General features: G+C 57.2%; 20 protein-coding genes. 6 read left to right on the top strand and 14 right to left on the bottom strand.

Going from position 1 to position 23126, the window contains the following annotated elements; all coding sequences use genetic code 11:
• The first annotated feature begins 47 nt into the window (after positions 1-47).
• Together AC3Y2E_RS23105 and AC3Y2E_RS23100 are read left to right on the top strand one after the other, a co-directional pair.
• A complete protein-coding gene (locus tag AC3Y2E_RS23105) occupies positions 48-152 on the top strand; it encodes a YjcZ family sporulation protein (protein ID WP_332071997.1) in 105 nt (34 codons plus the stop codon).
• A gap of 230 nt (positions 153-382) precedes the next feature.
• Positions 383-733 (top strand): ribonuclease M5, encoded by a 351-nt coding sequence (locus AC3Y2E_RS23100; RefSeq protein ID WP_379214557.1) that lies wholly within the window; start codon positions 383-385, stop codon positions 731-733.
• 171 nt (positions 734-904) lie between these two features.
• On the opposite strand, the gene AC3Y2E_RS23095 is transcribed toward AC3Y2E_RS23100, so the two are convergent.
• From AC3Y2E_RS23095 to cyoE, 3 genes are all read right to left on the bottom strand, one after another.
• Entirely contained in the window at positions 905-1828 is a 924-nt protein-coding gene (locus AC3Y2E_RS23095; protein WP_190925531.1) for an AEC family transporter, read from the bottom strand.
• 22 nt (positions 1829-1850) lie between these two features.
• The gene (locus tag AC3Y2E_RS23090) at positions 1851-2456 is read right to left on the bottom strand and encodes an SCO family protein (protein WP_190925533.1); all 606 of its coding nucleotides are present in this window, start codon (positions 2454-2456) and stop codon (positions 1851-1853) included.
• A gap of 158 nt (positions 2457-2614) precedes the next feature.
• Positions 2615-3562, bottom strand: coding sequence for a heme o synthase (gene cyoE, locus AC3Y2E_RS23085; RefSeq protein ID WP_379214554.1), 948 nt, complete (start codon positions 3560-3562; stop codon positions 2615-2617).
• A 258-nt stretch (positions 3563-3820) separates the two neighbouring features.
• Here cyoE and gerQ point away from each other — a divergent pair, with 258 nt between their 5' ends.
• Positions 3821-4276, top strand: coding sequence for a spore coat protein GerQ (gene gerQ, locus AC3Y2E_RS23080; RefSeq protein ID WP_379214672.1), 456 nt, complete (start codon positions 3821-3823; stop codon positions 4274-4276).
• A gap of 223 nt (positions 4277-4499) precedes the next feature.
• On the opposite strand, the gene AC3Y2E_RS23075 is transcribed toward gerQ, so the two are convergent.
• On the bottom strand, positions 4500-5531 hold the full coding sequence (locus AC3Y2E_RS23075) for a zinc-dependent alcohol dehydrogenase (RefSeq protein ID WP_379214552.1): 1032 nt from the start codon (positions 5529-5531) through the stop codon (positions 4500-4502).
• Between the two features lie 170 nt (positions 5532-5701).
• On the opposite strand from AC3Y2E_RS23075, the gene AC3Y2E_RS23070 reads away from it, so the two are divergent.
• Positions 5702-7078 carry an extracellular solute-binding protein gene (locus tag AC3Y2E_RS23070; RefSeq protein ID WP_379214549.1) on the top strand — a complete coding sequence of 459 codons (1377 nt, stop codon included), beginning with the start codon at positions 5702-5704 and terminating at the stop codon, positions 7076-7078.
• A gap of 620 nt (positions 7079-7698) precedes the next feature.
• Here the strand turns inward: AC3Y2E_RS23070 and AC3Y2E_RS23065 are convergent.
• On the bottom strand, positions 7699-8946 hold the full coding sequence (locus AC3Y2E_RS23065; RefSeq protein ID WP_379214547.1) for a DegT/DnrJ/EryC1/StrS family aminotransferase: 1248 nt from the start codon (positions 8944-8946) through the stop codon (positions 7699-7701).
• 215 nt (positions 8947-9161) lie between these two features.
• Here AC3Y2E_RS23065 and AC3Y2E_RS23060 point away from each other — a divergent pair, with 215 nt between their 5' ends.
• Positions 9162-10043, top strand: a complete 882-nt coding sequence (locus tag AC3Y2E_RS23060; protein ID WP_379214545.1) for an AraC family transcriptional regulator — start codon at positions 9162-9164, stop codon at positions 10041-10043.
• Positions 10044-10225: 182 nt separating this feature from the next.
• Complete coding sequence (locus tag AC3Y2E_RS23055; protein ID WP_379214543.1) at positions 10226-10954, top strand: SGNH/GDSL hydrolase family protein; 729 nt, start codon at positions 10226-10228, stop codon at positions 10952-10954.
• A 120-nt stretch (positions 10955-11074) separates the two neighbouring features.
• Here the strand turns inward: AC3Y2E_RS23055 and AC3Y2E_RS23050 are convergent, their stop codons facing one another.
• The 9 genes from AC3Y2E_RS23050 to AC3Y2E_RS23010 all read right to left on the bottom strand — a co-directional run bounded on the left by AC3Y2E_RS23050 (position 11075) and on the right by AC3Y2E_RS23010 (position 22360).
• Positions 11075-11560 carry a NanQ anomerase/TabA/YiaL family protein gene (locus AC3Y2E_RS23050; RefSeq protein ID WP_379214541.1) on the bottom strand — a complete coding sequence of 162 codons (486 nt, stop codon included), beginning with the start codon at positions 11558-11560 and terminating at the stop codon, positions 11075-11077.
• 44 nt (positions 11561-11604) lie between these two features.
• Positions 11605-12666 (bottom strand): Gfo/Idh/MocA family protein, encoded by a 1062-nt coding sequence (locus AC3Y2E_RS23045; RefSeq protein ID WP_379214539.1) that lies wholly within the window; start codon positions 12664-12666, stop codon positions 11605-11607.
• A 20-nt stretch (positions 12667-12686) separates the two neighbouring features.
• Positions 12687-13439 carry a ThuA domain-containing protein gene (locus AC3Y2E_RS23040; protein ID WP_190925549.1) on the bottom strand — a complete coding sequence of 251 codons (753 nt, stop codon included), beginning with the start codon at positions 13437-13439 and terminating at the stop codon, positions 12687-12689.
• Positions 13440-13484: 45 nt separating this feature from the next.
• A complete protein-coding gene (locus tag AC3Y2E_RS23035; protein WP_379214536.1) occupies positions 13485-14513 on the bottom strand; it encodes a sialidase family protein in 1029 nt (342 codons plus the stop codon).
• Positions 14514-14531: 18 nt separating this feature from the next.
• Entirely contained in the window at positions 14532-16940 is a 2409-nt protein-coding gene (locus AC3Y2E_RS23030) for an alpha-glucuronidase family glycosyl hydrolase (RefSeq protein ID WP_379214534.1), read from the bottom strand.
• Positions 16941-16963: 23 nt separating this feature from the next.
• Positions 16964-17782, bottom strand: coding sequence for an HAD family hydrolase (locus AC3Y2E_RS23025; RefSeq protein ID WP_379214532.1), 819 nt, complete (start codon positions 17780-17782; stop codon positions 16964-16966).
• 36 nt (positions 17783-17818) lie between these two features.
• Entirely contained in the window at positions 17819-19903 is a 2085-nt protein-coding gene (locus tag AC3Y2E_RS23020) for a GSU2086 family protein (protein ID WP_379214530.1), read from the bottom strand.
• 50 nt (positions 19904-19953) lie between these two features.
• Positions 19954-20949: an aldose epimerase family protein gene (locus AC3Y2E_RS23015; RefSeq protein ID WP_190925559.1), complete on the bottom strand. Its 996-nt coding sequence runs from the start codon at positions 20947-20949 to the stop codon at positions 19954-19956.
• Positions 20950-21220: 271 nt separating this feature from the next.
• The gene (locus tag AC3Y2E_RS23010) at positions 21221-22360 is read right to left on the bottom strand and encodes an ROK family protein (protein ID WP_379214527.1); all 1140 of its coding nucleotides are present in this window, start codon (positions 22358-22360) and stop codon (positions 21221-21223) included.
• Between the last annotated feature and the right edge of the window lie 766 nt (positions 22361-23126).

The raw sequence follows: 23126 nt of genomic DNA, 5'->3' as shown, positions 1-23126 counted from the left end.
ATTGTCAAATGACAAATCATTAGTTACCGAGAAGGAGTGAATGATAGATGTCTAATTGCGGCCCTGGTGTTGGCGGCGTGTTTACCTCTACGGGAATCATTCTGGTACTGTATATTTTGCTGGTAATCATCCTTTGTTCCAGCTGGATCTGACCGCTGCGAACCCTGAAGCCGCCGCGATATCGCGGCGGCTTTCATTTATTCAGGCGAACCGCAGCACCGGGCGATAACCTTTAACACCATTAACCAATATCACCTCCTACCGGTATCCCTTCGACATTTCCCGGGAAATCCGCGCCTGCTCCGACTTGTTTGTCGGATCACGGATTGGCTATACTGGTGGAAACGACATCTCTTCCCAACGTCGAAACCGGAGGTGCCTAATGACCGTCGCGATCATCGTAGAAGGTAAAAACGACAAAAGCCGCTTGCGCAGACTGCTTTCCGACGAAATCCGGATCGTATGCACCAACGGCACGCTAAGCAGCGACAAACTCGAGCGGATCAAAAAAACGATCGGAACGCGCGACGTATACCTGTTTACAGACAACGACTCCTCGGGCAAACGAATACGCGGCTTATTGCGTGACGCCTTCCCCGATGCCGAGCAGATCTATACTCGCAAAGGGTATGCCGGCGTCGAGGGCACGCCTGACGAGTACATTATCCAGCAGCTCGAGAAAGCCGGGTTGGACGAATATATCCGCTATCCGGATCTCCCTGCAGCGCCGTAAAGAAAATCTGTCCGGTAAAACATCCGGACAGTGCTTTGATGTGCAAAACCGTTCTTATCCGGTGCTCCTCTCCCCGCATTTGAACCATTCTGTACTAACTAAAACAGACCCTCTCCGCCCTGACGGACGAATGGGTCTGTTACAGATCATATCGGCTTGTGTAGCCTTGGGTCAACCTACAAACTGCAGCAAATAAATGACAAACGTCACAGTGAAAATACTGAAGACGGTCGAAGAAAATACGGCTTGGGACGAAAACTCCGGCTCGTTGTCGAACTCCACCGCAAGCAGTACGCTGCTGAGTGAGGTCGGAACCGCGCATGACAAGATCAGCGCTTTCGCCATATCGCCCTCGAATCCGAACGCCCAGACAATCAGGAAACCGAGCAGCGGCCCGGCGCAGAGCCGCAGGAAATTCGAGATCGCCACATCCTTCAGCTTCAGCTGCCACTTCATGCTGCCCAGCTGCACGCCCAGCGTCGTGAGAGCGGTAGCAATAAATCCTTTGGCAATATAATCAATCGAGATATACAGCGGCTGCGGCACCGGAATGTGAAAACCGCGCATAATCAGCGCGATCGGAATCACATAAATAACCGGCATCGACAAAATCGTCTTCAGCGTATCCTTCAGCTTCTGTCTATGCGCGTTGACCGCATATACTCCGTACGTATTCGGAATCAGGCTCTGCATCATCATAATGATGATCTGGATGGAGAGCGTGAACGGATCGCCTACGAATACGAGCTGATTAAGCGGGATTGCATAATTGGCGCTGTTATAGAAAATAACGCTGTTGCGCATCGCGCTGCGCATGCCGCCCTTGTAGCCGCGAATACGCATAACAATCTCCACCAGGCCGAACGACGCGAAGAAAAACACGAAAAAGAACAGCAGCACCTGCGACATCACTTTAAAGGAAAGCTGCGATTCGTATAGCATCTGGAACATGATTGCCGGAGAAAACAAGTAAAAGTTAAGCTTGGACAACGTCTTGATGTCGAGCTGAAACGATTTCTGCAAAATAACCCCGAGTGCGATGAGCAAGCTCAGCGGCACAACGTTGTTCAGCAGAATATATACGAAGTATGACACGGCCTTCGGTACCTTCTCTCCGCTATTCTTTGGCCAGCTTCTTCACTTCTTCGGCTACGAGCCGATAGCTCAAATCACCGTTTGTCGCAACAAAATATTTACGGATATTGCCGGCCCGGTCGACCAGAGCGACTGAGTTCGTATGCGCGAACGTTCCGTCCTTGCCGGCTAATACGCTGACTCCGTATTGTTTGGCCAGGTCGGTGATCTTCTTCGTATCTCCCCGCAAAAACTTCCAGCCGTTCGGGTCCGCCTCGAATCGGGCCGAATACGTTTTCAACTGCTCGACCGTATCTTTGTCCGGATCGAAGCTGATCGAATAGATGACCGCATCCGATCCGAGCAGACTGCTCTTCTGCAGCTCCTGCTGCACTTTCGACAGCTCATAGGTGGTCGGCTGGCAGACGTCCGGACACGAAGACCAGAAAAAGTAAACAAGCCGCACTTTGCCGTCATCGTCCTTCAAACCGGTCATTTGCCCGCTCGTATGTTCCAGTTGAAAGTCGGCCGCTTGCTTAATAACCGGCAGCTTGTCCCCCTTTTGCGAATTGTACGCCCAGCCCGCTCCCGCTGCCGCTATCACTGCGATCACGAGCAGCTTAAACCAATGTTTTTGTACAAATGCCATGAATTAGGCCCTCCTTTGTCCTGCCAAACAAGAATCGTTGAAATGCGATTTGCTTCATTCCCAAAAAAAGAACAAGCCATGAAGACTTGTTCCGGTTATCCGCGCCGTATGCCGTAATAGCGGATCGTATCTACAATTCGGCCGGGCCGGGCTTGGGCTTAGGCGTGGATCGTATCGATGATCATCACGATGAACAAAATCGGCAAGTAGTTGATCGAGAACACAAACATCTTCTTCGCCCAATTGTCGTCTTCATTCGTCTTGAATCCGGCCAGTCCGATAAACGTCCAGACAAGACCGAGCACGATCGCCGCGACCAAATAAATCTCACCGACGTATCCGTATGCGTACAAAAGCAAAGATACGGGTACGAGCATAACAAGGAAACGAAGCATATGCATCTTGGTCAGCTCGTTGCCGTGCACAACCGGCAGCAGCGGGAATCCCGCAGCCCGGTATTCTTCCTTGCGGCGAATGCCCAGCGCCCAGAAGTGCGGCGGCTGCCAGAAAAACAAAATGCCGAACAAAATCCACGCGCCCATATCCATAACACCGGTAATCGCACAATATCCGATAACGGGAGGCATCGATCCGGAGATCGCGCCGATCGTCGTGCTAAGCGTCGAAGTCCGCTTCAGCCACATCGTATATATAAAGACGTATACGATCAGGCCGACCGCTCCAAGCAGCGCTGTAAGCGGGTTGGTACCGAAATACAGGACCGCCAGTCCGGCTGCTCCGAGAAAAATGCCGTACCCTAATACGATATTCGGGGAAATGATGCCCGTCGGCAGCGCACGCTTGCGTGTACGGGTCATCTTCTGATCCAGATCCCGATCCCAGTAGTTATTAAGCACACAGCCGGAAGCCATAACGAGCAGCGCTCCAAGTACCGCGTAGAGAAGCAGCGACAGACGGAAAGATTCTCCCGAGCTGCCCAACGCGACCCAATATCCGCCGAATACCGTGATTGTATTCGAGAACAGGATGCCGGGCTTGGTGAGCTCCACGAAAATTTTCCAAGTCGGAATCCGGGCTGCCGACTGCTCTTCCTCAGTATCTGCGGCTGCTGCTGTGGCCGAATCTATACGGCTTTGTTTGTCCACAATGTAAGCCTCCTGAACGATTCCTTCAGCGCCCTCGGCGCCGTACTCACCTTATCATAGCAACACGTGCCGGATTTGACAACAAACGCAGTTTGGTTTTCATAATTTTGTCGATTCTAATGTCACCTTTCCGGCATCCGCCCATACACTATAGAGTAGGTTTTAGCCCATACCCGATTCGTTACATTATTCCCCAAATCGCGCTTCAAGCATTACAAAAAAATTGAACGAATTCGTTCAAGGAGGAATGCGATCATGATGAACATGAATCCTTACCAAACGGGCGCAGGCGCGCCGAAAATGTCTTTCCCGTCCATGCCGCAATCCGGCTCCGGCATGCCTTCGTACGGAAGCGGAATGATGCCGCAACCCGGCACGGGCTTCCCGTCCTATGGACCGAGTCCGATGCCGCCGGTTACGACAGGAGGCACAATTCCCGGAATGCCGGGTCCGTCTCCGATGCTGCCGGCCGAGGAGTCGTTCGTCGAGAATATTCTCCGGCTCAATCTGGGCAAAACAGGCACATTTTACATGACGTATGAGAACAACAGCGAGTGGAACGCCAAAATATTCCGCGGCGTCATCGAAGCGGCCGGACGCGATCATATCATCATCAGCGATCCGAAAACAGGCATGCGTTACTTGCTGTTGATGGTCAATCTGGACTATGTAACGTTTAACGAAGAGCTCAACTACACATATCCGTTCCGGTAATCACGTCCGGACGGAAGCATGCCTTCGGATGTACAGATCCATTTAGCGGCTTTTTCCGCCGCAACCGGAGGGCCCCCCGTTCTAAGCGGGCATGGGCCGCTCCACATTTCCTATACCAAAAAGCGATACGCTCCTGGAGGCCTTCCGAACGAATCGGGGGAAACCGGCCTCGGACCGTATCGCTTTTCTTCCTTAATATAGGACGACCGATTGGACCTAACCGTCAGACGGCCGACGAGGCCGGCACTTTATCGTAGCTGAATACGACGCCGAGCTGGCTGCCGGGATCGAGCATCAACTGCTCGTACACGCCGGCCGCATCGTCTACAGACACGCACGACGTAATCAACGAACCGACGGCAACGCGCCCTTCGGACAGCATCCGGATATATTCGCCCATGTTGCGTCCTTCCGTCCACCGTACATAACCGATCGGGTAATCGACTCCGCCCCGCTCGTAGACGGCATCGTAGCGGCCCGGACCGCCCGCCCGGGAGATGACCACCTGGGCTTCCTTGCTGAACAGCTTATTGCGGCTGAACTCGGTTTTGACGTCGCCGACGATGACGATCTTCCCCCGATCCCGCAGCCACTCAAGCGCCTGATCGATCAAGCCCCCCGCCTTGCCGCCCGCACAGATGAACACGGCGTCCGCTCCGGCTCCATCGGAACGGTCGCGAATCGCTTCCGCCAGTTCCGCTCCATTCACGCATGCGGTGCCGGCTCCGCCGGCTCGCAATTGCTCGCACCTTTCCTCCATCAGATCGAACCCGATAACGCGGAAGCCGGCCGCGCTCGCGAGCTGGCACAGCAGCTGTCCGAGGATGCCGAGCCCAACGACGACGGCCGTCTCACCGAACCGCAGATCGGATTGGCGTAAAGCATGAATCGCAATCGCTCCATGCGCCACGAACGAAGCGTCGCGCAAGTCGACATGGTCCGGCACCGGTACGACTAGATTTCTCGGAACGACGATTTGCTCGGCATGCCTGACGTAAGGACCGCCGTAGCAAGCAACCCGCTGTCCGGGGCGCACATGCTCTACGCCCGCCCCGACTTCTCTCACGATCCCTGCCGCGCTGTAGCCTAGCACGATCGAATCTTCCACTTCCCTGCTCCGGTTAATCGCGCTAATTTCCGTTCCCGGACTGATCGCCGAGTAGACGGTATCTACAACAACGTGACCGTCCGCGCACAAAGGAGCCTGCGCCGTTTGCGTCCGAATGACGCCCTTATGGGTCGTTACAATTCTCATGATTGCTGTCCTCGATTCCGCTGATCTTTGGTTCATATCTTGTTCTTATTGTATATTATAAAGAGGGTTAACCATTACCGTCAACTTCTCAACACGCACATTTACCGTTATAATGAGTACAACCGATCAAGCCATGTACGTTTGGCCGGACTATCTTCGGAGGTTTCTGCATGTCCGCAAAACCGAAACGCACTACATTTCGCATCCGCCTGGAAGAAATGCTTGTCTCGCTGCGCAACGATATCGGCATGGGCCGGTACGCACCCGGCGACTTTTTGCCGTCTGAGCATCGATTGATCGAGCAGTTTTCCTTAAGCAAAAACTCCGTCCGCAAAGGACTGGAGCAGCTGGTGGAGCAAGGGCTTGTGGAGAAGGTGCCGCGGATCGGCACCCGGGTCGTCCAGAACGCAGCCGCAGCGACGGTTACGATCAGGCTCGGGTATTTCTCGACATTGCTCGAGCATGTCAACCTGATGACGCTGCTGAACCGGTTTCACCGGACGTATCCGGGCATAGTCGTACAACCGGTACCGCTTCCGTCTACCCGGTCCGCTTCCGAGCTCGCCGATTTTCTTAATGCGGAGCCGATCGATGTCGTCACCGTAAACAACGAGATGTTCGAGACCCTGTTGGAGAACGGTCCCGCTTCGAGTCAACTGGAGCCGCTGGAGCCGTCCGGTTCGCTGTACCCGTTCCTGAACAGGCCGTTTACCGAAGCGGGGGCGCTGTATGTACAGCCGTTCGTTTTTTCCCCGTTTGTGCTTGCATACAACAAGGTTCATTTCCGCGAAACGGAGCTGAATGCGCCGGACGACAGCTGGACGTGGGACGATGTGGCGGCAGCGTCGAAGCGGCTGTCCGCCAGCCGCGGACATCTCGGTTTTTATATGCATTATTTATCGATCAACCGGTGGCCGCTGTTTCTGCTGCAAAGCGGAATTCGTTTCGGCCGAAGCCCGGAAGGCCGGCTGGCGTTCGACCGGGACTTGCTCCGCACGGCGGCTGCAACCGGCTCCTCCCTGCTCGCCGCGCAAAACGTCGCTTCCGCTTATTTGTCCGAGCGGGATGCCGATGCGGAGGCGTTATTCGCCCAGCAGAAAGTATCGATGATCGTCACGAGTTATTTCAGTATAAATTCGCTGCGCGAAACCGACCTCGATTACGATATTGCGCCGCTTCCCCACTCGGGGGAGCCCGCTACGCTGATGCTGGCGATCGGACTGGCCGTCAACAAGCAGAGCGGCAAAAAACAGGCGGCCAAAACGTTCGTCGATTATTGCACGGGGGAAGAAGCCCAGCTGTTCATCCGGAAGACGACGCTGAGTCTGCCTTCCCGCAAGGAAGCCGCCGAATGGGGCGGTCCGGACGGCTTGAACCGTCCCTCCCGCCATGAGGTGTACCGGGATCTTGTGCCGACTTACCGGCTGTATGCCGACATGAACATCCGCTATGCCGAGCTGGTGCGGATCTGCGCCGAGCTGAAGCTCTATTGGGCCGGGCTCGACGATATGGACACCGTCAGTCGGAGGATTGAGGAGACGGTATAGGCCCGGGGAATTTTCAAAAAAGAGGTTGAGCGTTGCATGCTGGCGCTCGTCCTTTTTGCATGAAGAAGCAAGAGTACCGTTAAACAATCATGGAGACTGTGCGGTAGCTCCGGAACCAAGAGTAGGGCAATGAAACGACTCCCGTTTGCGGTCGCGGACACCGCGATCAGGACCGCAGGGGCACGGGTACTGGCACAGGCGCTGGGTGCAGACACTAGCACAGGCTCAGATACTGGTACTGGTACTGACACTGTTACGAGCACGGGTACCAGCACGGGTAACGAACCCCACACCCCTTATTCGGCCAAAATGTTGCGATTGAAAGCTGTTGCGAACCTCAGGCACGTTACTTCCTCAACAAGATCGTATCTCCAACTGTTCTTCGCCTAATAAGGTCGATGACGTTCGTTAGATCACAGAAAAACGTACTTTGCGATTATAAGCGCCATACAGTTCGTTACCCGATGTAAGTTTGCTTATTTACACGATGCAAGTTTGCTTCGCCTGAAGGCCAAACGAAGACGGAGAAAGGAGACGGAGAAAGGCCGTCCTCCAAGTCTCATCAGACTTAGAGGAACGGCCCCGCCTCGTTTTCAATCTATACGCTGTATTCGCTTCGCTTATACCGCCGGTACTTTCGCAAAATGATTCGCGACCTTGCGGATCGCCCGGATCATGTCGTCGATATCCTGCTCGGAGAAAAACTCATTCACGCTCAGGCGGACCGCCGTCTCCAAAATCCGTTCCGCTTCCGGACAGTCGCCTTCCTTATAAGTGATTCCCGTAATATCAAACGGGAAGTGGCTGCCGAGGTACGCCTGACGTTTTTGGAACAACGGCTGCATGTACATGACGGATGCAATATAACCCGCCGTGTTCGGAATGCCTTCCGCCGCAAGCGCCTCGCTGAACTCCTTGCGCGTGCAGGTCAGCTTCGATTCGTCAATGCGCAGCATATAGAACCAGTACGTGCTTTCGTTGCCTTCCTCGACTTTATGCGGCTCGATGCCCGGCAAGCCGGAGATTCCGGCCGTTATCCGGTCGCCGAATTTGTGACGGCGCTCGCAAATCCACGGCAGCTTCTTAAGCTGCGCGATCCCTACCGCTCCTTGAAGCTCGGTCATCCGGTAGTTCGGCGCCACGTAGTGAAGATCTTTCTGGACCGTATCGCCGAAACGTTTAAAGTTTTTGTCCGCAAATGCGTGCGTCGTCAGGAAATCCTGCTCGTCTCCGGAGTTTACCGTAACAATCCCGCCGTCGCCCGTCGAGATATGTTTGAAGTCATTGGTGCTGAAGCAGCCGTAATCGCCGATCGTGCCGGCCAGACGGCCTTTGTATTTGGTCAAATAGCTTTGCGCGCAATCTTCAATGACTTTGACGTTATGTTTGCGGGCGATCGCCATAATTGCGTCCATATCGGCCGGGTTGCCCGCCAGATGCACGACGAGAATCGCTTTCGTACGCGGCGTAATGCGGGCTTCGATCGATTTCGGGTCCATGTTGTACGTATTCGGATCGAGGTCGGCGAACACCGGAATCGCATTTTGATACAAAATGCCGATGAGGGTGCCCTGGTCGGTAATCGGGCTTGTGATGACTTCGTCGCCTACCGTTACGCCGGCCGCACCGAGCGCTACGTGAATCGACGCCGTCCCCGAGGTTGTCGCGACGCTGTACTTGACGCCGTACATCTCGTTAAAATCGCTCAGAAATTGTTTTACCTTTTTGCCGAAATGGTAAAACAGTGTATTTTGCTCAAGCGCCTCCAGAAGCTCCTTCGCTTCGTCCAGGCCGAATCGCTTTCCGGTGCCGAACGGAGTCGTTTTCGTTTTCAGACCGCCGTGGATGGCTAACGTTTCTTGACTCATGGCTCTATCCCCTTATCCTTATATTGTCCGGCTCCGCACAGGCGAAGCGGCTGCCTGCTTGCCTGATCGGGCGCCGGACGTAACTGTTGCTCTCAGTTGCTATTATAAAAGTCCGGGCAAACGCTTACGCGCCAATTTGTGTAGGAAAGTAAGCCAATAATTGATACAATAAATCCATATGAACGATATCCCATCGTGACAGGCGAGGAAAACGGATGACGACTTTTCCTATTTTTCAGGACAGCCTCCGTCTCAACACGTTCAAAAAGGGCGAGCTGCCGCTGTTCATCAATCATTACACCGTTAATAACGGGTACCCGAACCACCATCACGAGTTCGTCGAAATATCGCTTGTTACCGGCGGCGAGGGAACGGAAGTCGTCAACGGCGCGGAGCACCAGCTGGGACCGGGCAGCATCTGCCTGCTGCTTCCTTACCATCTGCATGCGCTGAAGCTGCACGGGGACCGGAAGCTCGTCAAATTTTGCTGCATGTTCGATATTAACCTGCTGTTCCAGCCCGACTTCGCCGAGGTCGGGCGATGGCTGGTCCGGCTATCGGACGAGATGACGCCTTTTTACGATCTCCCTCCTCAGCCGTTCGAAGCGTTGCAATCGGTTCTCTTCGCCTTGGAGAACGAATACAGGACCGTGCCAGAGACGCTTGGCAAACAGGGCTTTATGCGGATTAAGCTGCTGGAGGCGATCTATTTGTTTTTCCGCCACCATCCCGGCTTCGCCTCACTCGAGCAGCCGTCCTCCGCCCAGCCCGAGGAATGGGATTTCGTCAAATACGTTAACACGCATTTTCTGGAGGAAAATATTTCTCTTGAGGAAGTGGCGGGCAAGTTCGGGGTGAGCGTATTTGTCGTACGCAACGCCTTCAAGCGGCTGCTCGGCAAAAACTTTCTCGAATATTTGCATCAGCTGCGGATTCGCCGGGCATCCGGTCTGCTCAGCGCTACGGACATGTCGGTATCGGAGATCGCCTACGACGTCGGCTTCTCTTCCCTGCGTTCATTTACCCGCGTCTTTAAGGAAGCGACCGGCATGAGCGCAACCGATTACAGGAAAAAGCATTCGCGTATGGATGAGTAGAGCCGTTCGAGTCCTCATCAAGGGGCAAGGGCCTTGGTCTGCCCGCCCGCTATACACACCCTGCCAGCTTAGGCCAACAACAATAGCAGCCAATGTACGGATAAATCAATTTTGTACAAAGACGGTGTTCCCGCCGATTTGCTATGATGGGGTCATCAATTTACTCAGGAGGTTTACGGTTCATGGACGACTTTACAAGACTGCAAGCCAAACTGCAGGAGAAGGCAACAAATCCTGCGGCGAGGCCTGCTATATATGTCGCGATAGGCGACAGCGTAACGCAAGGGTGCATGGAGGAAGGCGTGGTCGAGCATGAGCGTGTCTATCATCAATTGCTTCGCAAACGGGTAGCCAAGCGTTATCCGATCAGCATCCTGAACGTGATCAACTCCGGCGTATCGGGAGACACGGCTCACCGGTCCAGGGCACGCTGGCAGCATGACGTGCTCATCTACAAGCCGGATCTGGTTACGATCTGCTTCGGACTGAACGACGCCCACGCCGGAGACGCCGGGCTGGACAACTATATCGGGTCGATCCGCGATCTGATCCGTCAAGTGAAGGAACAGACGGAAGCGGAAGTGCTGCTGTTCACCCCTCCGATGATGATGAAGCACGACAACCCGCGGATCGCCGACGTGCACCGCCACCACGTGGCGAATTTTACCCGGGTGTACGAGAACGGAAATCTGTACCGGTACGTGCAGGCTCTTCGCGCGATGGCGCAGGAGGAAGACGTAGCGCTGCTCGACATTTACGCGATGTGGGAAGAGATGGAGAAGCAGGGAATCGATATTCACGAGATGCTGTCGAACGGGATCAACCATCCAACCGCCGACTTTCACGAGCGGATGGCGGAAGCGCTCGAGCAGAAGCTGTTTGCGGACGCGCCGGTGCCGGCGCAATCCTAGATACCGGTATCACTTCCTCGCCCGAAACCGAAACAGGCAAATGAACTTATATGCCCTTATCTGACGAAACCCCCGATGACCCGGGAAGCTTAACCGCTCTTTCGGGCCATCAGGGGTGTTTTATTGCTCTTCGCCAACCAGCAGCCGCCTTTCGATTTTGATCACCATCCGGCGTACCGGCCCTTCCCGGTCCACACTGCAGCAAGGGCGGTGAACATCCGTCGGGAAAAAGACGGCGTACATCCCCGGCTTCTGGTGCAGCCAGAGCTCCTGCTCCACCTTGTCGTAGAAAGCGACGTCCCTCGTATCCAGATCATCCCTGGCGACTTGCAGTGAAGAGCTCCACGGCACGACTCCGATCTTCTCCTCGCCGCTGATTACGTATTGAATATCGATATAAGTGCGGTGCGATTCCGCCTTTTGATCCGCCGCGGCTCTCGTCGTTGTCGTCTTGATTGAAGCGTGCATCCGCCTGCCGTCCAGCTCGTATTTTCCGTCCGGTACTTGATCGAAGTCAAGCGAGCGGATATGTTCCATCGCTTTTTGCAGAGCTGCCGGCCAAATGGCTTTCTCCGCTTCCCAATTGTCGATATGCCCCCAGAACAAATAAATCCAACCTCCCGCCGGCCAAGCCTAAATAGGAACTGTCCTCAGTCGAGCCGGATTTCGCGGCCAAGCCGCGCCGATTCGTAGATCGCGCTTAAAATCCTGATCATATCGACGCCCTGTTCGGGCGTGAAAATCGGCTTCTCCCGGCCTTGTACCACCTCTACAAAATGGTGGATGTTGGAGCCATGCCCGTGTCCGTTTTTCACGATTTGCGGCTCCACGTTGCACAGGGTCCCTTCGATCTCCGTAAACAGCTTCAAATCGTCGTTCCTCAGGTTGAAGCCCGCCTTCGTCCCGCGCAACTCGACGAACCGGGTTTCCTGCTCGATATTGGACGCCCAGCTGAATTCGATTTGCAGCGTCGCCCCGTTCTCGAACCGGATGAAGCCGGAGACCAGATCCTCAACGTCGAATACGCCGCCGCTTTTCTTCTCCCCGAACGCGCTGTGCTCCGAATCGGCGAGATCCGTCTCGGCAAACTTCGTATATGCCGAACCGCTAACCGCAACCGGCTTCGGATTGCCCATAATCCAGACAGCCAGGTCGATCATATGGACGCCCAGATCGATGAGCGGACCACCTCCCGACAACTCTTTGGTCGTAAACCAGCCGCCTTTGCCGGGTATGCCTCTTCGCCTGATCCATCCGCACCGGCCCGTGTAGCAGTCGCCCATATGCCCTTTGTCCGCATACGTTTTCAGAAACTGCGCTACGGAGCGGAACCGGTTGTTGCGCATGACCATCAGCACCTTGCCGCTCTCCTTCGCCGCTTCCGCCATCTTGACCGCTTCCTCGGGACTGACGGCGTCCGGCTTTTCGCAGAACACATGCTTGCCCGCCTTCAGCGCGGCGATCGACACTTCAGAATGATACAGATTCGGGGTGCAGACGTTAATAATATCGATGTCGTCTCTCGCGATCAGCTCGCGGTAGTCCTCGTACACGTCCTCGATGCCGTGCTCGTCGGCGATTTTCTGAGCCGCCTCCTTATTCGCATCGCATAAGGCGACGAGCTCGGTGTCCGGATTGGCCAGCCAGGCGGCCAGATGCGCGCCTTTGAACATCCCGCCCGTTCCTACTGCCCCTACTTTTAAAGTTGCCATTCGATTTTCTCTCCTCGCTATTAGTTGGATGATTTGACCGGCTTCTCGCTGGGCACCGGTTCGAGCGCGGGATGCGGACTAGGCGGCACGCTGCGCGGAGCCTGCTCCGGCTCCGGTGCCGCCCAGCGGACTCCGTTCGAGATAACCTTCAGCACCGATTCGTTATGGAACGTCGGATACGTCTCGTGGCCCGGGCGGAAATAAAAGATTTTCCCTCTGCCCCGCCGGAACGTACAGCCGCTGCGGAACACTTCCCCGCCCTGGAACCAGCTCATAAACACAAGCTCATCCGGCTCGGGAATGTCGAAAAACTCGCCGTACATTTCCTCCTGCTCCAGCTCGAAATAACGGTCGATGCCCTGCGTAATCGGATGACCGGGATTGACGACCCACAACCGTTCCTTCTCGTCCGCCACTCTCCAGATGAGCGAGCAGGTCGTGCCCATCAGCTTGCGGAATACTTTCGAGTAATGCGACGAATGAAGCGCGATGAACCCCATCCCGTTCAAGACGCGGGCATGCACTTTGTCTACAATCGCGTCGTCCACTTCCTCATGGGCGCGGTGTCCCCACCAGATCAGCACATCGGTATTTTGCAGCACATCGTCCGTCAGTCCGTGCTCCGGCTCAGCCAGTGTCGCGGTGCGGATCATAAAATCGCTTGATGCGATCCCTTCGGCGATCGCCCCGTGGATGCCTCTCGGGTAAATCGCCGCCACCTTTTCCTTACGCAGCTCGTGAGAATACTCGTTCCAGATCGTAACGCGAATCATCGTCCGCCATCCTCCTTTTCCCTATCGCACAAATGTACCGTATCCTTATCCGTTTCCGGATACTGTCAGCTTCCAATACGCGATCCGTTCCCGGTTCCAGGTGTACGTAATATGAAGCGTTTCGCCGTCCGCCACGATAGCGGGGTACGAATATTCGCCCGGCTCTTTCTCGAGCACGAACTCGCCGCCCCAGCTCATTCCGTTGTCGGAGGAGAAGCGGACGACCAGAGGCGTTCTCGGCCCCCATCTCCCGCTTACCGGGTTATAAACAAGCGCGAGCGTTCCGTCATTCATCTGTGCCAGATCGATGCCGCTGTTGTTATTCAGCAAGCCGATCGAATAGGCCTGGCACCACGAACGTCCGCCGTCTGCGGAATCGCTGCGGAAGATCGTATCTTCGGTTGTGCGCAGCAGCATGTGCACACGGCCCGGCTCCGATTCCCACAGCGTAGGCTGGATAACGCCTTTGTTCATCACGCCGTCGGCCTCCTCGGCGGGCCGGATGTCCGGCGCCGCTTCTCCTTCCTGTTTCGGGACGCGCCGGAGCGGGACGAACCCGGTCCGGTTCCAGGAAGCGCCGCCGTCCGCGGACAAGTCGACGAAAGCGTCCCAACGCTCCTTCGTCTCTAGCGATGCGGGGGCGGCCATCGTGCCGTCGCGTAGCCGGATCAGCTTGTTTTTGACCGGGCCGCGTCCCCCTTCGTCACCCTCGATCAGCTCGCGGGGAGCCGACCAGGTCATGCCGTCGTCGGAAGAGGTCGTCACCATCGTCCGCCACGAAGGGATTTTAACGCCGGATTTGTAATACAACGTGAGGATGCCCCTCTCGTCCCGGTCGAGCACCGGATTCCACAGAGGAACGTCGGCTCCTGCCAAACGCGCCGGCTCGCTCCAGCCGTCCTCCGTTCGAAGCGAACCCCAGATGTCGACATCGTGCGCCCCTTCCTTCGTCCCGCCGAACCAGGCGGCCAGCAGCCGTCCGTGATCCAGCGCTACGATCGTAGAAGCATGACAGGACTGAAAAGGCCGCTCGTCCTCGAAAATATACTCTTTACTGGCGGATTCCACCCGCATTCCCCATCATCCCCCGCTTCAAATTTCGGAACGGTTCCGTTCCGGCAGCAGCCATACTTCCGCGACATTCAACCGCTTGAAACCGCGCGTACGCCGGAACGTCAGGCTCAGCCGGCCGTCCTGCACCGCTTCCGGCGGAACCGCGCATTCCCGAATCGTCACGCCTCCTGCCGCGATATGCACCTCTTCGTCCAGCACGAAGCTGTCGCCTGCGGTCAGACTCGCCCAGCAATCCCTTGGCGTCCGGCCGCTCGTCTCGCCTACGAACACCGCCTTCACCTTGTACTTCGTCTGCGGATCGAGCGAATCGTACCGGACGACGATCGGCGTATCCAGCATCGCGTTCGCATGGGCGACCCAGGCAAGCGGTATGCCCCCGAGCTCCTTTTGGCGGTCCGGCGGCATCGACAGCAGATGCATCGCATAGGCGATTCGCGGCGTTGCCAAATACCCGGGGTCCGCCTGCCAGCCTGCCCCCGGATCGACGCGGCGGAAGCCCCGGCAAGACCCCAAGTTGTCGTAAAAGCCGCCCGGCCCCGGATTCGTCCGGTTCAGGACCCGTTCGATCAGCGCAAGCCGCTCGCCTTCGTCCTCCGCCTCGCGAATCAGCTCGCACTGCGTGCGCAGCCAGCGGATGTCGTTCAGCGGAGCGTCGATCGCGTCCATGAAGGCGCCCCTGCCTTGCGATCTGGCAAAATGGCGCGTTACCGTCAGTTGGTAGCCGATATTCGCGAACAGCTCGTCGGCGAGCTGCTCGCACCGCTCCTTGTAAGGAGCCGCCACCGGCTCCGTCCTCGCCTGCCCGAGAATATGCCCGGCCCGCTCCAGCGCAGCCAGACTTCCGCTGACAGGCGCCATTTGCAGCGCTTCTCTGACCTTATACTCCAGCTCCGTCTCGTAAGCGAGCCGCCGCTTCGTGTACGCATCGAAATAAGCGCGCAGCAGATGCATCTGGAACCGGTAGCTGCCGCGCATCCGGGGCGGCGCATCCGCCTCCATCCGTTTCCACTGCTGCAGCGTCACTTCGACTCCGTCGTTCACGGCCAGCGGCCCTTCCCAGTTGCGCTCCAGAGCGAGCAGTCCCTGAGCGACCGCTTCCGCACGCTCGTCGTCGATAAACAATCCGGCGTACTCTCTCAGCGTCTGCACGACCGGCGTCGCCGGGTCCCACTCCTGATCGGACCAGACGAATTTGTTCACATCGTCGTTGATCCCTTCCGAGTAGGCAATCGTGCCGTCTGCGTAAGGCGCAAGCACGTTATGAATATGCTTCTGGGCGACGGGACGCGGATTGCAGCTTTCCCGGCCGAGCGTAAGCGCATAAGCCATATCCCAGTCTGCGACCGGGTATTGACAATGGTAGTTGTGGGTAATATCCTCGTAACGCCGAATCGGGTACCGGGCCGGAATCCGCCGCCTCAGCTCGGGCAGCGGAACGTCGACATGCGGGCCGAAGACGATGCCGCCGAGCCATTCCGGTTCCCGGTCGACCTGCCGGTAAAACGCTTCCATCCAAGCCGCCGAATCATGCCTCATAATTTGCGGAGACAGCCAGATTTTCGCCTCCGGGTGGTATTGCCTGAGCAGCCGGGCTACCCGCTCCGTCCATACGAACAGCGGATCGGGCTCCATCTTGCCCGGATCGCTGCCCGGGACGAACAACGCCCGGATGCGCGGGAGCTTGCGGAAAATGTCTTCGCGCTCGGCCAGCTCGGCCGCGATCGTAACCGGATCGTCATAATCGTCGCCCATATTCGGATACCAGATCCATGTATCGAGCCCGTAGCTGTCGATCGATTCCGCAATCCGCACCATCATCTCCAGCGGCTCGACCTTCATCAGCCGGCCGGTCGGATGATCATCGGTGCGCGGCGGCAAAATCTCGATGCTATTCGCCCCGAACAGCGCAAGCTCGCGGATGTACCCGTCGAACTGCTCCGGACTCCAGGCGTCCAGCGCATTGTTTTTCGGCCGGTAGCCGAGCTGATGGCCGCGTATCGGCGAATATGGGGCGGTTATCGTATGAAGCGGTTCCTCCAGCCGGCACGAGCCCGCTCCCCAGCGCAGCAATCGCAGCAGCTTGCCGGCGCCGTACAGGACGCCTCTCGCGTCCGCTCCGACGATCCATACGACCGGCGCTGCGCCTTCACATTCCTCCGTTCGCAGCATATACCCTTCCGGCTTCAGCTCCGCGAGTCCCCCGGTCACCGCCTCCGGCCATTCCAGCCCGGCGATGCGGCGCAGCGACTCTGCCGTTCCGGCAACGATAATTGGTACCGGCTGCCGGGCATAGACCTGCGTCCTTTCCAGGACGACGCCGGTCCGATCGGCTATCTCCTCGATGAGTACGTCGACGGCTTTCGCCTCAGGTCCGCAAACCTCAGGCGCGCTTAGTACCAGCGCCCCTGTGAAGTCGATCCCTTTCATGATTGGTCCCGCCTCCCGTTCGTTTATTTGGAATCCAGCCCGAGCCATTCTAGCCACTCCGCCGTATTCGTAAAATCTCCGGCGATCCGGTTCGCTCCCGCCGTCTTCAGCCGTTCCAGCTTGACCGGATTGATGCCTTCCCGCTCGTTCTCGTCGCTCGCCAGTCCCAGCGCCAGCGCTCCGTTCTCGCGGGCGATCCGGATTTCGACCTTGCCGTCGCCGATAATCGCGAGTTCCTCGCTGCGAAATCCTTTTTGCTCCAGCAGATCGCGCATTACCTTTTCCTTCGAGCAATCGGCACGGCCTACCGGCGCTCCCGCAATTTCCTTAAAATACGCATGGACACCGAGCACCTTCGCTTCATTCACGACGTCCGGATGATCGGTGCCGCTCGCGACGAACATCTCGATCCCTCTAGCGTGCAGCAGCTCGAGAAACGCCTCGGACCCTTTCATTAAATAGTCCGACGCCCGGAGCTTCCCTTCCTCCAGGTCCGCTATCCGTCTTTGCACCGTCTCGAGCAGCCGGCGGTTGTATTCCGCCTTGTACTCCCACTCCCCGAGCACCTGCTCGTTCCATCCTTTCTTCGCCACTTGATCGGCCAGCCATCTCATCTGAAATATCGTCTGGATTCCGGTCGACTGATCGATATAATCGGCGATTTCCCGGTCCAGCGCCTCGGATTCCTCCTGCGTCAGCTGCCGGCTTCCCGCGATCGCTTCTTTCATCATCGGGGCCATCGTCTCTTCCCAGCCCGCCCGAAGCGTCGACAGCGTGCCGTCGAAATCGAACAAAACCGCCTTGACCGGCTTCTTCAGTGTAGTTCCGCTGCTAGATTCCATGTGCTTTATGCCTCCCCCATATCGTACATCCGTTCTTTACGTTGCTTGCCCCGCTTCGACCAGAGCTTCCCAGATCGCGGGAATCGTTTCCTCATGCAGCCCTTCAAAATGAAACCCTTTGCCGCCGAGGCTGGTCGGGCGGTGGACGATATTTTTGCGCGGCCGGTAGTAGTAGTCCCAATCTTCGTAGCCGACCTTCTTGTGGTAGTCGCCCAGCCGGACGATGTCGAAGTTCGCGGTAGTGATATGATGAACGGGATAGTGCAGGTTGCGCGCGATCGACAGCGCCTTCAGGAACACTTCGGGACCGGTGACAGTGGAGCCGAAGTTAAGGAACAGTCCGCCCTCCAGATGAGCTACGGTATGGCAGTACATTTGAAAATCGATGCCGCTCGCCTTCCCCTGGGCCGCGAAGTCGGACATCGGGTGCAGCTGGATATCGTCCGTGCCGATCGTAATATGGCACGTATAGGGGATGCCGTACCGGGAGCAAGCTCCGAGCAGGCTGTCCTCAATATGCGGGAAAAGAGCGGGATGTTTGCGGGCGTATTGGATGATGCTCTCCCCGTAACCGCATCCAGTTTCGGTTTCGGTTTCGGTTTCGGTTTCGTTTGCGCTGCCTTCGAGAAGGGCCCCGTGCACGATATCCCCGGTTTCCTTCCACATCGCCAGCTTCCCTTCCTTCAGCGTCCCTTCCTCCACCGCTTCCGTATGGCCGAAAGCGGCCAGCTCGATATCCTGGAAGCAGGCGGCCCCGGTCAGCGCCAGATGCGTCACGTAGCCGCGGCGGATCAGATCGATCAAGTAAGGCTGAACTCCGCTGCCGGCCACGTTGCTGCCCAGCGAGACGAGGACACGGCAGCTGCGCTCCTTCGCTTCCTGCAGCCGGGCGATCAGATCGCCTAGCTGCGGATCGGTCCACGTTCCCGGCCTCGGCTCGGATGCGCCGCCGCCGGCGGGACCTCCGGCGTGTGCCGCTTCCACCCGGTGGTGCGGCGCGCCTGCCGGACCAGCCGCAGCGTCAACGCCCGGCGGCGTGTCCTGGTCGAGACGAAATTTGCTGCGCCTGGCGCCGACCGGGTACAGCTTCAAGCTTTGCGCCGCTTCGGCGCCCGCATCCTTAGGCGGTGCGAATGGGGCGTCCAGCTTCTCCTTGCGGCGCATCAGACCGTGGAACAGCGCGGGAATCGTCTGCTGGTGCAGCCCGTGGAACAAGTAACCTTCCCCGCCGATCTCGCCGAGTCTGTCGATCAGTACCCGGCGGGGCCGGTAATGGTAGTCGGGGTCCGTTTCCGGAGGGCGCGAATCGGCGGTTACGGGAACGATATCGAAATTCGCGGCGACGATGTCTTGCATCGGCAGCCCCCGGTTACGCGCAAGCGATAAGCCGCGCAGAAAAATTTCCGGTCCGGAGATCGCCGAACCAAAGTTGAGAAAGACTCCCCCGTCCTTCATAGCGGCGACGGATCGGCACATGTGCCGGAAATCTTCCCCGGACGTTCGGCCCAGCGCTTCATAGTCGACAATCGGATGCTGATGAATAATATCGGTGCCGATCGAGATATGGCACGTATACGGAACGCCGAAACGCTGGCACTGAACGAAGACGCAGTCGTCATAATGCGGGAACTTCTCGGGATGAGCCGACAAATACTGATACAGGCTCGCCCCGTAGCCCAAGCCTTGCGCCGCTCCCTCACGGACCGCCTCGTTCATGTACCGGCCGGTTTCCTCCCACATCCCAAACGAACCGTCCTCGATCGAACGGGCCACATCCTCCGACGTTTCCCCGAGAAAGGCGAGCTCGAAGTCGTGGATGCTCGTCGCGCCGTTTCCCGATACATGCGTAAGAAAACCGTTACGCACCATCTCGATCACGTAGCGGGACTGCCCGTTTTTGATCACATGCGCTCCCATCGACCAGACGACCGGTTTCCCCTCGAGCCTTCTCGCTATAATCGTATCGAGCAGACGGCTGAACTCCGGCGTCTCCGCTCCCCTCCAAGGCTCCGCCTCATCGTCGTAAGGGCGGGCCATATTGCGGATCGTGACGAGATTGGTCCGGTCGTACACCGAATTGGTGCGTATCGCTGCCAAAAACAATCGTTTCCCGGCAGTCATAGATTAGCTCCTCCCTCTGTCAAGCGTTGGATTAGATGAAGTCTACGCCGCTATTCCCCTCCGGGAATCGCTTCGAATTCCAGCCATGACGACAGGCGCCCCGACGGCGGCACGGCCAGCGCCAGCTTGCGCTCGACCGCTTCGCCCAGCGTCAGCTTCGGCGGCACGTTGAACATTTCCAGACCGATGTTGTAGTCGCATCCGAAGAACGGCGCGGCGAAGTCGGATTGGAAGTTTTGCCAATACCACAAATACGGCCATACGCTGCCGTCCCAACGCACCTCGAGCGATACGCCCCGGCGCGGGCTGTGCAGCCGGTACTTGCTGTCCGGCGCAGAGATGTAGAGCAGATCGCGTTTTGTCCCCGGTGCCGGCATGATCGACAGATCGGTATCAGTTCCGCCGCCGCTCATCAGAGGCCATGCCCAGCTTTCCCCGGTTACCGGGTGATGAACGGTCGCCCCTTCGCCAAGCGTAATAAACGAGTCCGGACCCAGAAAAGGCCGGCCGTACGCCAGATGATGCCCCCAGTTCGCTTCGAGCGGGGTCGCCGGAGACAGATTGAAAATCGTCTCCTCGATCCGGACCGTCTCGCTTCCCGCCGTCAAAACGATCTGCTTCTCCGTCCGCAGCGGCAGCGAGCGGATCTGGTTGATCAGCAGCACCCGGATTTCGTCCGGATCGTCACGGATAATCCGGTAATCCCACGGCGTTACGGCCGACTCGCCGCGATGCACCGTCGCGCCGCGGTAGGTCGACGTATAGCTGACCTCCGGGAACATCTCCTGCCATCCGCCGATATAGCTGATTTCATATTCGGAATATAACGGATGGCTCGGACCCAGCCCTTTGCCGGCTATCCAGATAAAGTCGGTGTCGGTCGGCTTGTGCAGCCAGCGGATCGGCTCGCCGCCTTTATCGAGCAGCAGATGAATAAGCACCTTTTCGTTTTCGAGCAGCAGCGACCGGTAGCCTTTGAACGTAAGACCGTCGGTTATTCTGCAGCCGGCGTTGCGATGCGGACGATACCATTCTCCTTCTCCCATATGGTTCTTCCTCCTGATTTTAATTTACTTAATCTTTAAGTTTATGTGACAAAAAAAAGATGTAGTGCGATGTAGAGCGAATGCGCAGTGCCTGGCCTGCTGCTCTGCCAGGAACCGCCCGTCCGGACCGGCGGGATCATCCCGTCTAACCCGGAGGCGGACGATTCGTGCAGAATGCCGTGAAGGCCGTTGAAGCTCTGCAATGTGAACGTGATTGCAGTCAAACACGGGGCAGCCCGATTCAGGCGAGCTAGACGGACAACACGGGCTCTTATCCGCCTTCGGCCAGCGACAGCAGCCGCACCGGCTCGGACAGCAAAAATCCGAACAACAGCGCCGCAGCGCCTACCGCGCTCTGAGAAGTACCGAAGGTGGAAGGTTCGATCCGCAGCCGGTCCTTGGCAAAGGCGTACAGCCTCGAACGCAGATGGTTCCGGACCGGAAGCAGGTAATCCGCCAAATAAGGATATAATCTCCCTCCCAGCACGACTAATTCCGGATCGTACAAGTTGTACACATTGATAAGCGCCGTTTCGAGATAACCGAGCGTATCTTCCAGGCAGCGCAGCGCCTCCGCGTCTCCTTGCCGGATCGCTTCACGCAGCTGCTCCATTGAGCCGCCGCCGGACCACCGCCCCAGTATGCCCGGGATCGAGCCTACCGTTTCCCAGCAGCCGCGGTTGCCGCAGTCGCATATTTTGCCGTCGATGACGATCGTCATATGGCCCACTTGCCCGCACAGCCCGTTCGTTCCCCGGACGATCTTGCCTCCGGATACGACGCCGCCGCCGATGCCGATGCCCATCGTGATGAAGACGAGATCCTGCACGTTCCGGCCCAGGCCGTACCAGCGCTCCGCCATCGCGGACGTACGCGCGTCGTCCTCGATCAGGGTGACCATGCCGAACCGTTCTTCCAGCGTCCGCTGCAGCGGAAACCCGCTCCAGCCCGGGAAGTTCGGCGGATTCAGCAGTTCTCCCGTGCTGTAGTCCATCGGTCCCGGCACGCTTGTTCCCAGGCCGAGTACCGTGTAGCCGGCGTTCTCGATCTCCCGTTTCGTTTCGGTAAGCAGCGGTCCGATTACGTCAAAATACTCGTCGGGACCTCTCCGCTCGCTCATGTCGCGTTCGATCGATTTGATGATTTTACCGTTCAGGTCGACGACTACAACCTCCAGCGTGGCCCGGCCGATATCCAGCCCGATAATCCGGTACAGGCTAGAGTCGAGGCCGAGCATCACCCTCCTGCGGCCGACGTTCCCCGATACGGCTTCGAATTCGCGAATGATCTTCAACCCGATCAGCTCGTGCGTCAAATTCGTAATCGTTCCCGAGGTCAACCCCGTATGCTCAACAAGTTCCACCCGCGAAATCTGCTGAAATTGCCAGATCCGCTCGAGAACTTCGGACATGTTACTTTGCTTCACCTGTTTCAAATAGGCGATTTTATTTTGCTGTATTGCAGGTCTCCTCCTATTTTCTTAATTATTTAATTAATTCATATTATAATCAACGGCATCTGCAGTTGTAAATGACATTCTTTGATTAGGACCTTCTTGGTGCCGGGAAAGTGCTGGGATGAAAGCGACCGGGAGCCGGGGTGGGTGCTCGATTGGATGCGGGAATGGTGCTGAGGTAAGTGTCGGGCGAGTGTGGGAATGGAGCGAGAATAGAATCGGAGTGGATGCTGAGCGGGAGCCGGGGTGCGGAAGTGGGGATGGGAGTGGCTACCGGAGCCCACGCAGCCTACGCACCGCGTATCTACCCATGCGCCTACCCATACGACTCACGCACCCGTAACCTCCCAACAACAAGCCGTGGTTTTGGCGGTGGGCGGTAATTAGTGGTCTTCGTCGCTCGCAAGCTCATGTGGCGGTCCGATCGGCGCGGTGGCTCATTTGGCTAGGTAATATTAAGGTTCAACTGCGAGCTTTACCTGGGCCCTACGATTGTTCGCTTCCAATTGCACGGCCCCGAAGCTTCGAACAGCTTCACGTCGGTATTCGGGTACGCGATATCCTGCGGATTGCTTTGGCATTGGCATTGGCTTTGGCTTTGGCTTTGGCTTTGGCTTTGGCTTTGGCTTTGGCTTTGGCTTTGGCTTTGGCTTTGGCTTTGGCTTTGGCTTTGGCTTTGGCTTTGGCTTTGGCTTTGGCTTTGGCTTTGGCTTTGGCTTTG

It is taken from the genome of Paenibacillus sp. MAH-35, assembly GCF_058135425.1.
Note: the sequence above shows the minus strand (reverse complement) of the source record. Positions and strands in the feature narration are given on the sequence as shown.

What these genes read in the sequence shown, in the direction of transcription:
- AC3Y2E_RS23065 (WP_379214547.1), bottom strand. Translation starts at nt 8,946, where the DNA reads ATGAGTCAAGAAACGTTAGCCATCCACGGCGGTCTGAAAACGAAAACG.
- AC3Y2E_RS23020 (WP_379214530.1), bottom strand. Translation starts at nt 19,903, where the DNA reads ATGACTGCCGGGAAACGATTGTTTTTGGCAGCGATACGCACCAATTCG.
- AC3Y2E_RS23055 (WP_379214543.1), top strand. Translation starts at nt 10,226, where the DNA reads ATGGACGACTTTACAAGACTGCAAGCCAAACTGCAGGAGAAGGCAACA.
- AC3Y2E_RS23015 (WP_190925559.1), bottom strand. Translation starts at nt 20,949, where the DNA reads ATGGGAGAAGGAGAATGGTATCGTCCGCATCGCAACGCCGGCTGCAGA.
- AC3Y2E_RS23010 (WP_379214527.1), bottom strand. Translation starts at nt 22,360, where the DNA reads ATGTCCGAAGTTCTCGAGCGGATCTGGCAATTTCAGCAGATTTCGCGG.
- AC3Y2E_RS23090 (WP_190925533.1), bottom strand. Translation starts at nt 2,456, where the DNA reads ATGGCATTTGTACAAAAACATTGGTTTAAGCTGCTCGTGATCGCAGTG.
- AC3Y2E_RS23075 (WP_379214552.1), bottom strand. Translation starts at nt 5,531, where the DNA reads ATGAGAATTGTAACGACCCATAAGGGCGTCATTCGGACGCAAACGGCG.
- gerQ (WP_379214672.1), top strand. Translation starts at nt 3,821, where the DNA reads ATGAACATGAATCCTTACCAAACGGGCGCAGGCGCGCCGAAAATGTCT.
- AC3Y2E_RS23030 (WP_379214534.1), bottom strand. Translation starts at nt 16,940, where the DNA reads ATGAAAGGGATCGACTTCACAGGGGCGCTGGTACTAAGCGCGCCTGAG.
- AC3Y2E_RS23025 (WP_379214532.1), bottom strand. Translation starts at nt 17,782, where the DNA reads ATGGAATCTAGCAGCGGAACTACACTGAAGAAGCCGGTCAAGGCGGTT.
- AC3Y2E_RS23045 (WP_379214539.1), bottom strand. Translation starts at nt 12,666, where the DNA reads ATGGCAACTTTAAAAGTAGGGGCAGTAGGAACGGGCGGGATGTTCAAA.
- AC3Y2E_RS23040 (WP_190925549.1), bottom strand. Translation starts at nt 13,439, where the DNA reads ATGATTCGCGTTACGATCTGGAACGAGTATTCTCACGAGCTGCGTAAG.
- AC3Y2E_RS23035 (WP_379214536.1), bottom strand. Translation starts at nt 14,513, where the DNA reads ATGCGGGTGGAATCCGCCAGTAAAGAGTATATTTTCGAGGACGAGCGG.
- AC3Y2E_RS23105 (WP_332071997.1), top strand. Translation starts at nt 48, where the DNA reads ATGTCTAATTGCGGCCCTGGTGTTGGCGGCGTGTTTACCTCTACGGGA.
- AC3Y2E_RS23100 (WP_379214557.1), top strand. Translation starts at nt 383, where the DNA reads ATGACCGTCGCGATCATCGTAGAAGGTAAAAACGACAAAAGCCGCTTG.
- AC3Y2E_RS23070 (WP_379214549.1), top strand. Translation starts at nt 5,702, where the DNA reads ATGTCCGCAAAACCGAAACGCACTACATTTCGCATCCGCCTGGAAGAA.
- AC3Y2E_RS23060 (WP_379214545.1), top strand. Translation starts at nt 9,162, where the DNA reads ATGACGACTTTTCCTATTTTTCAGGACAGCCTCCGTCTCAACACGTTC.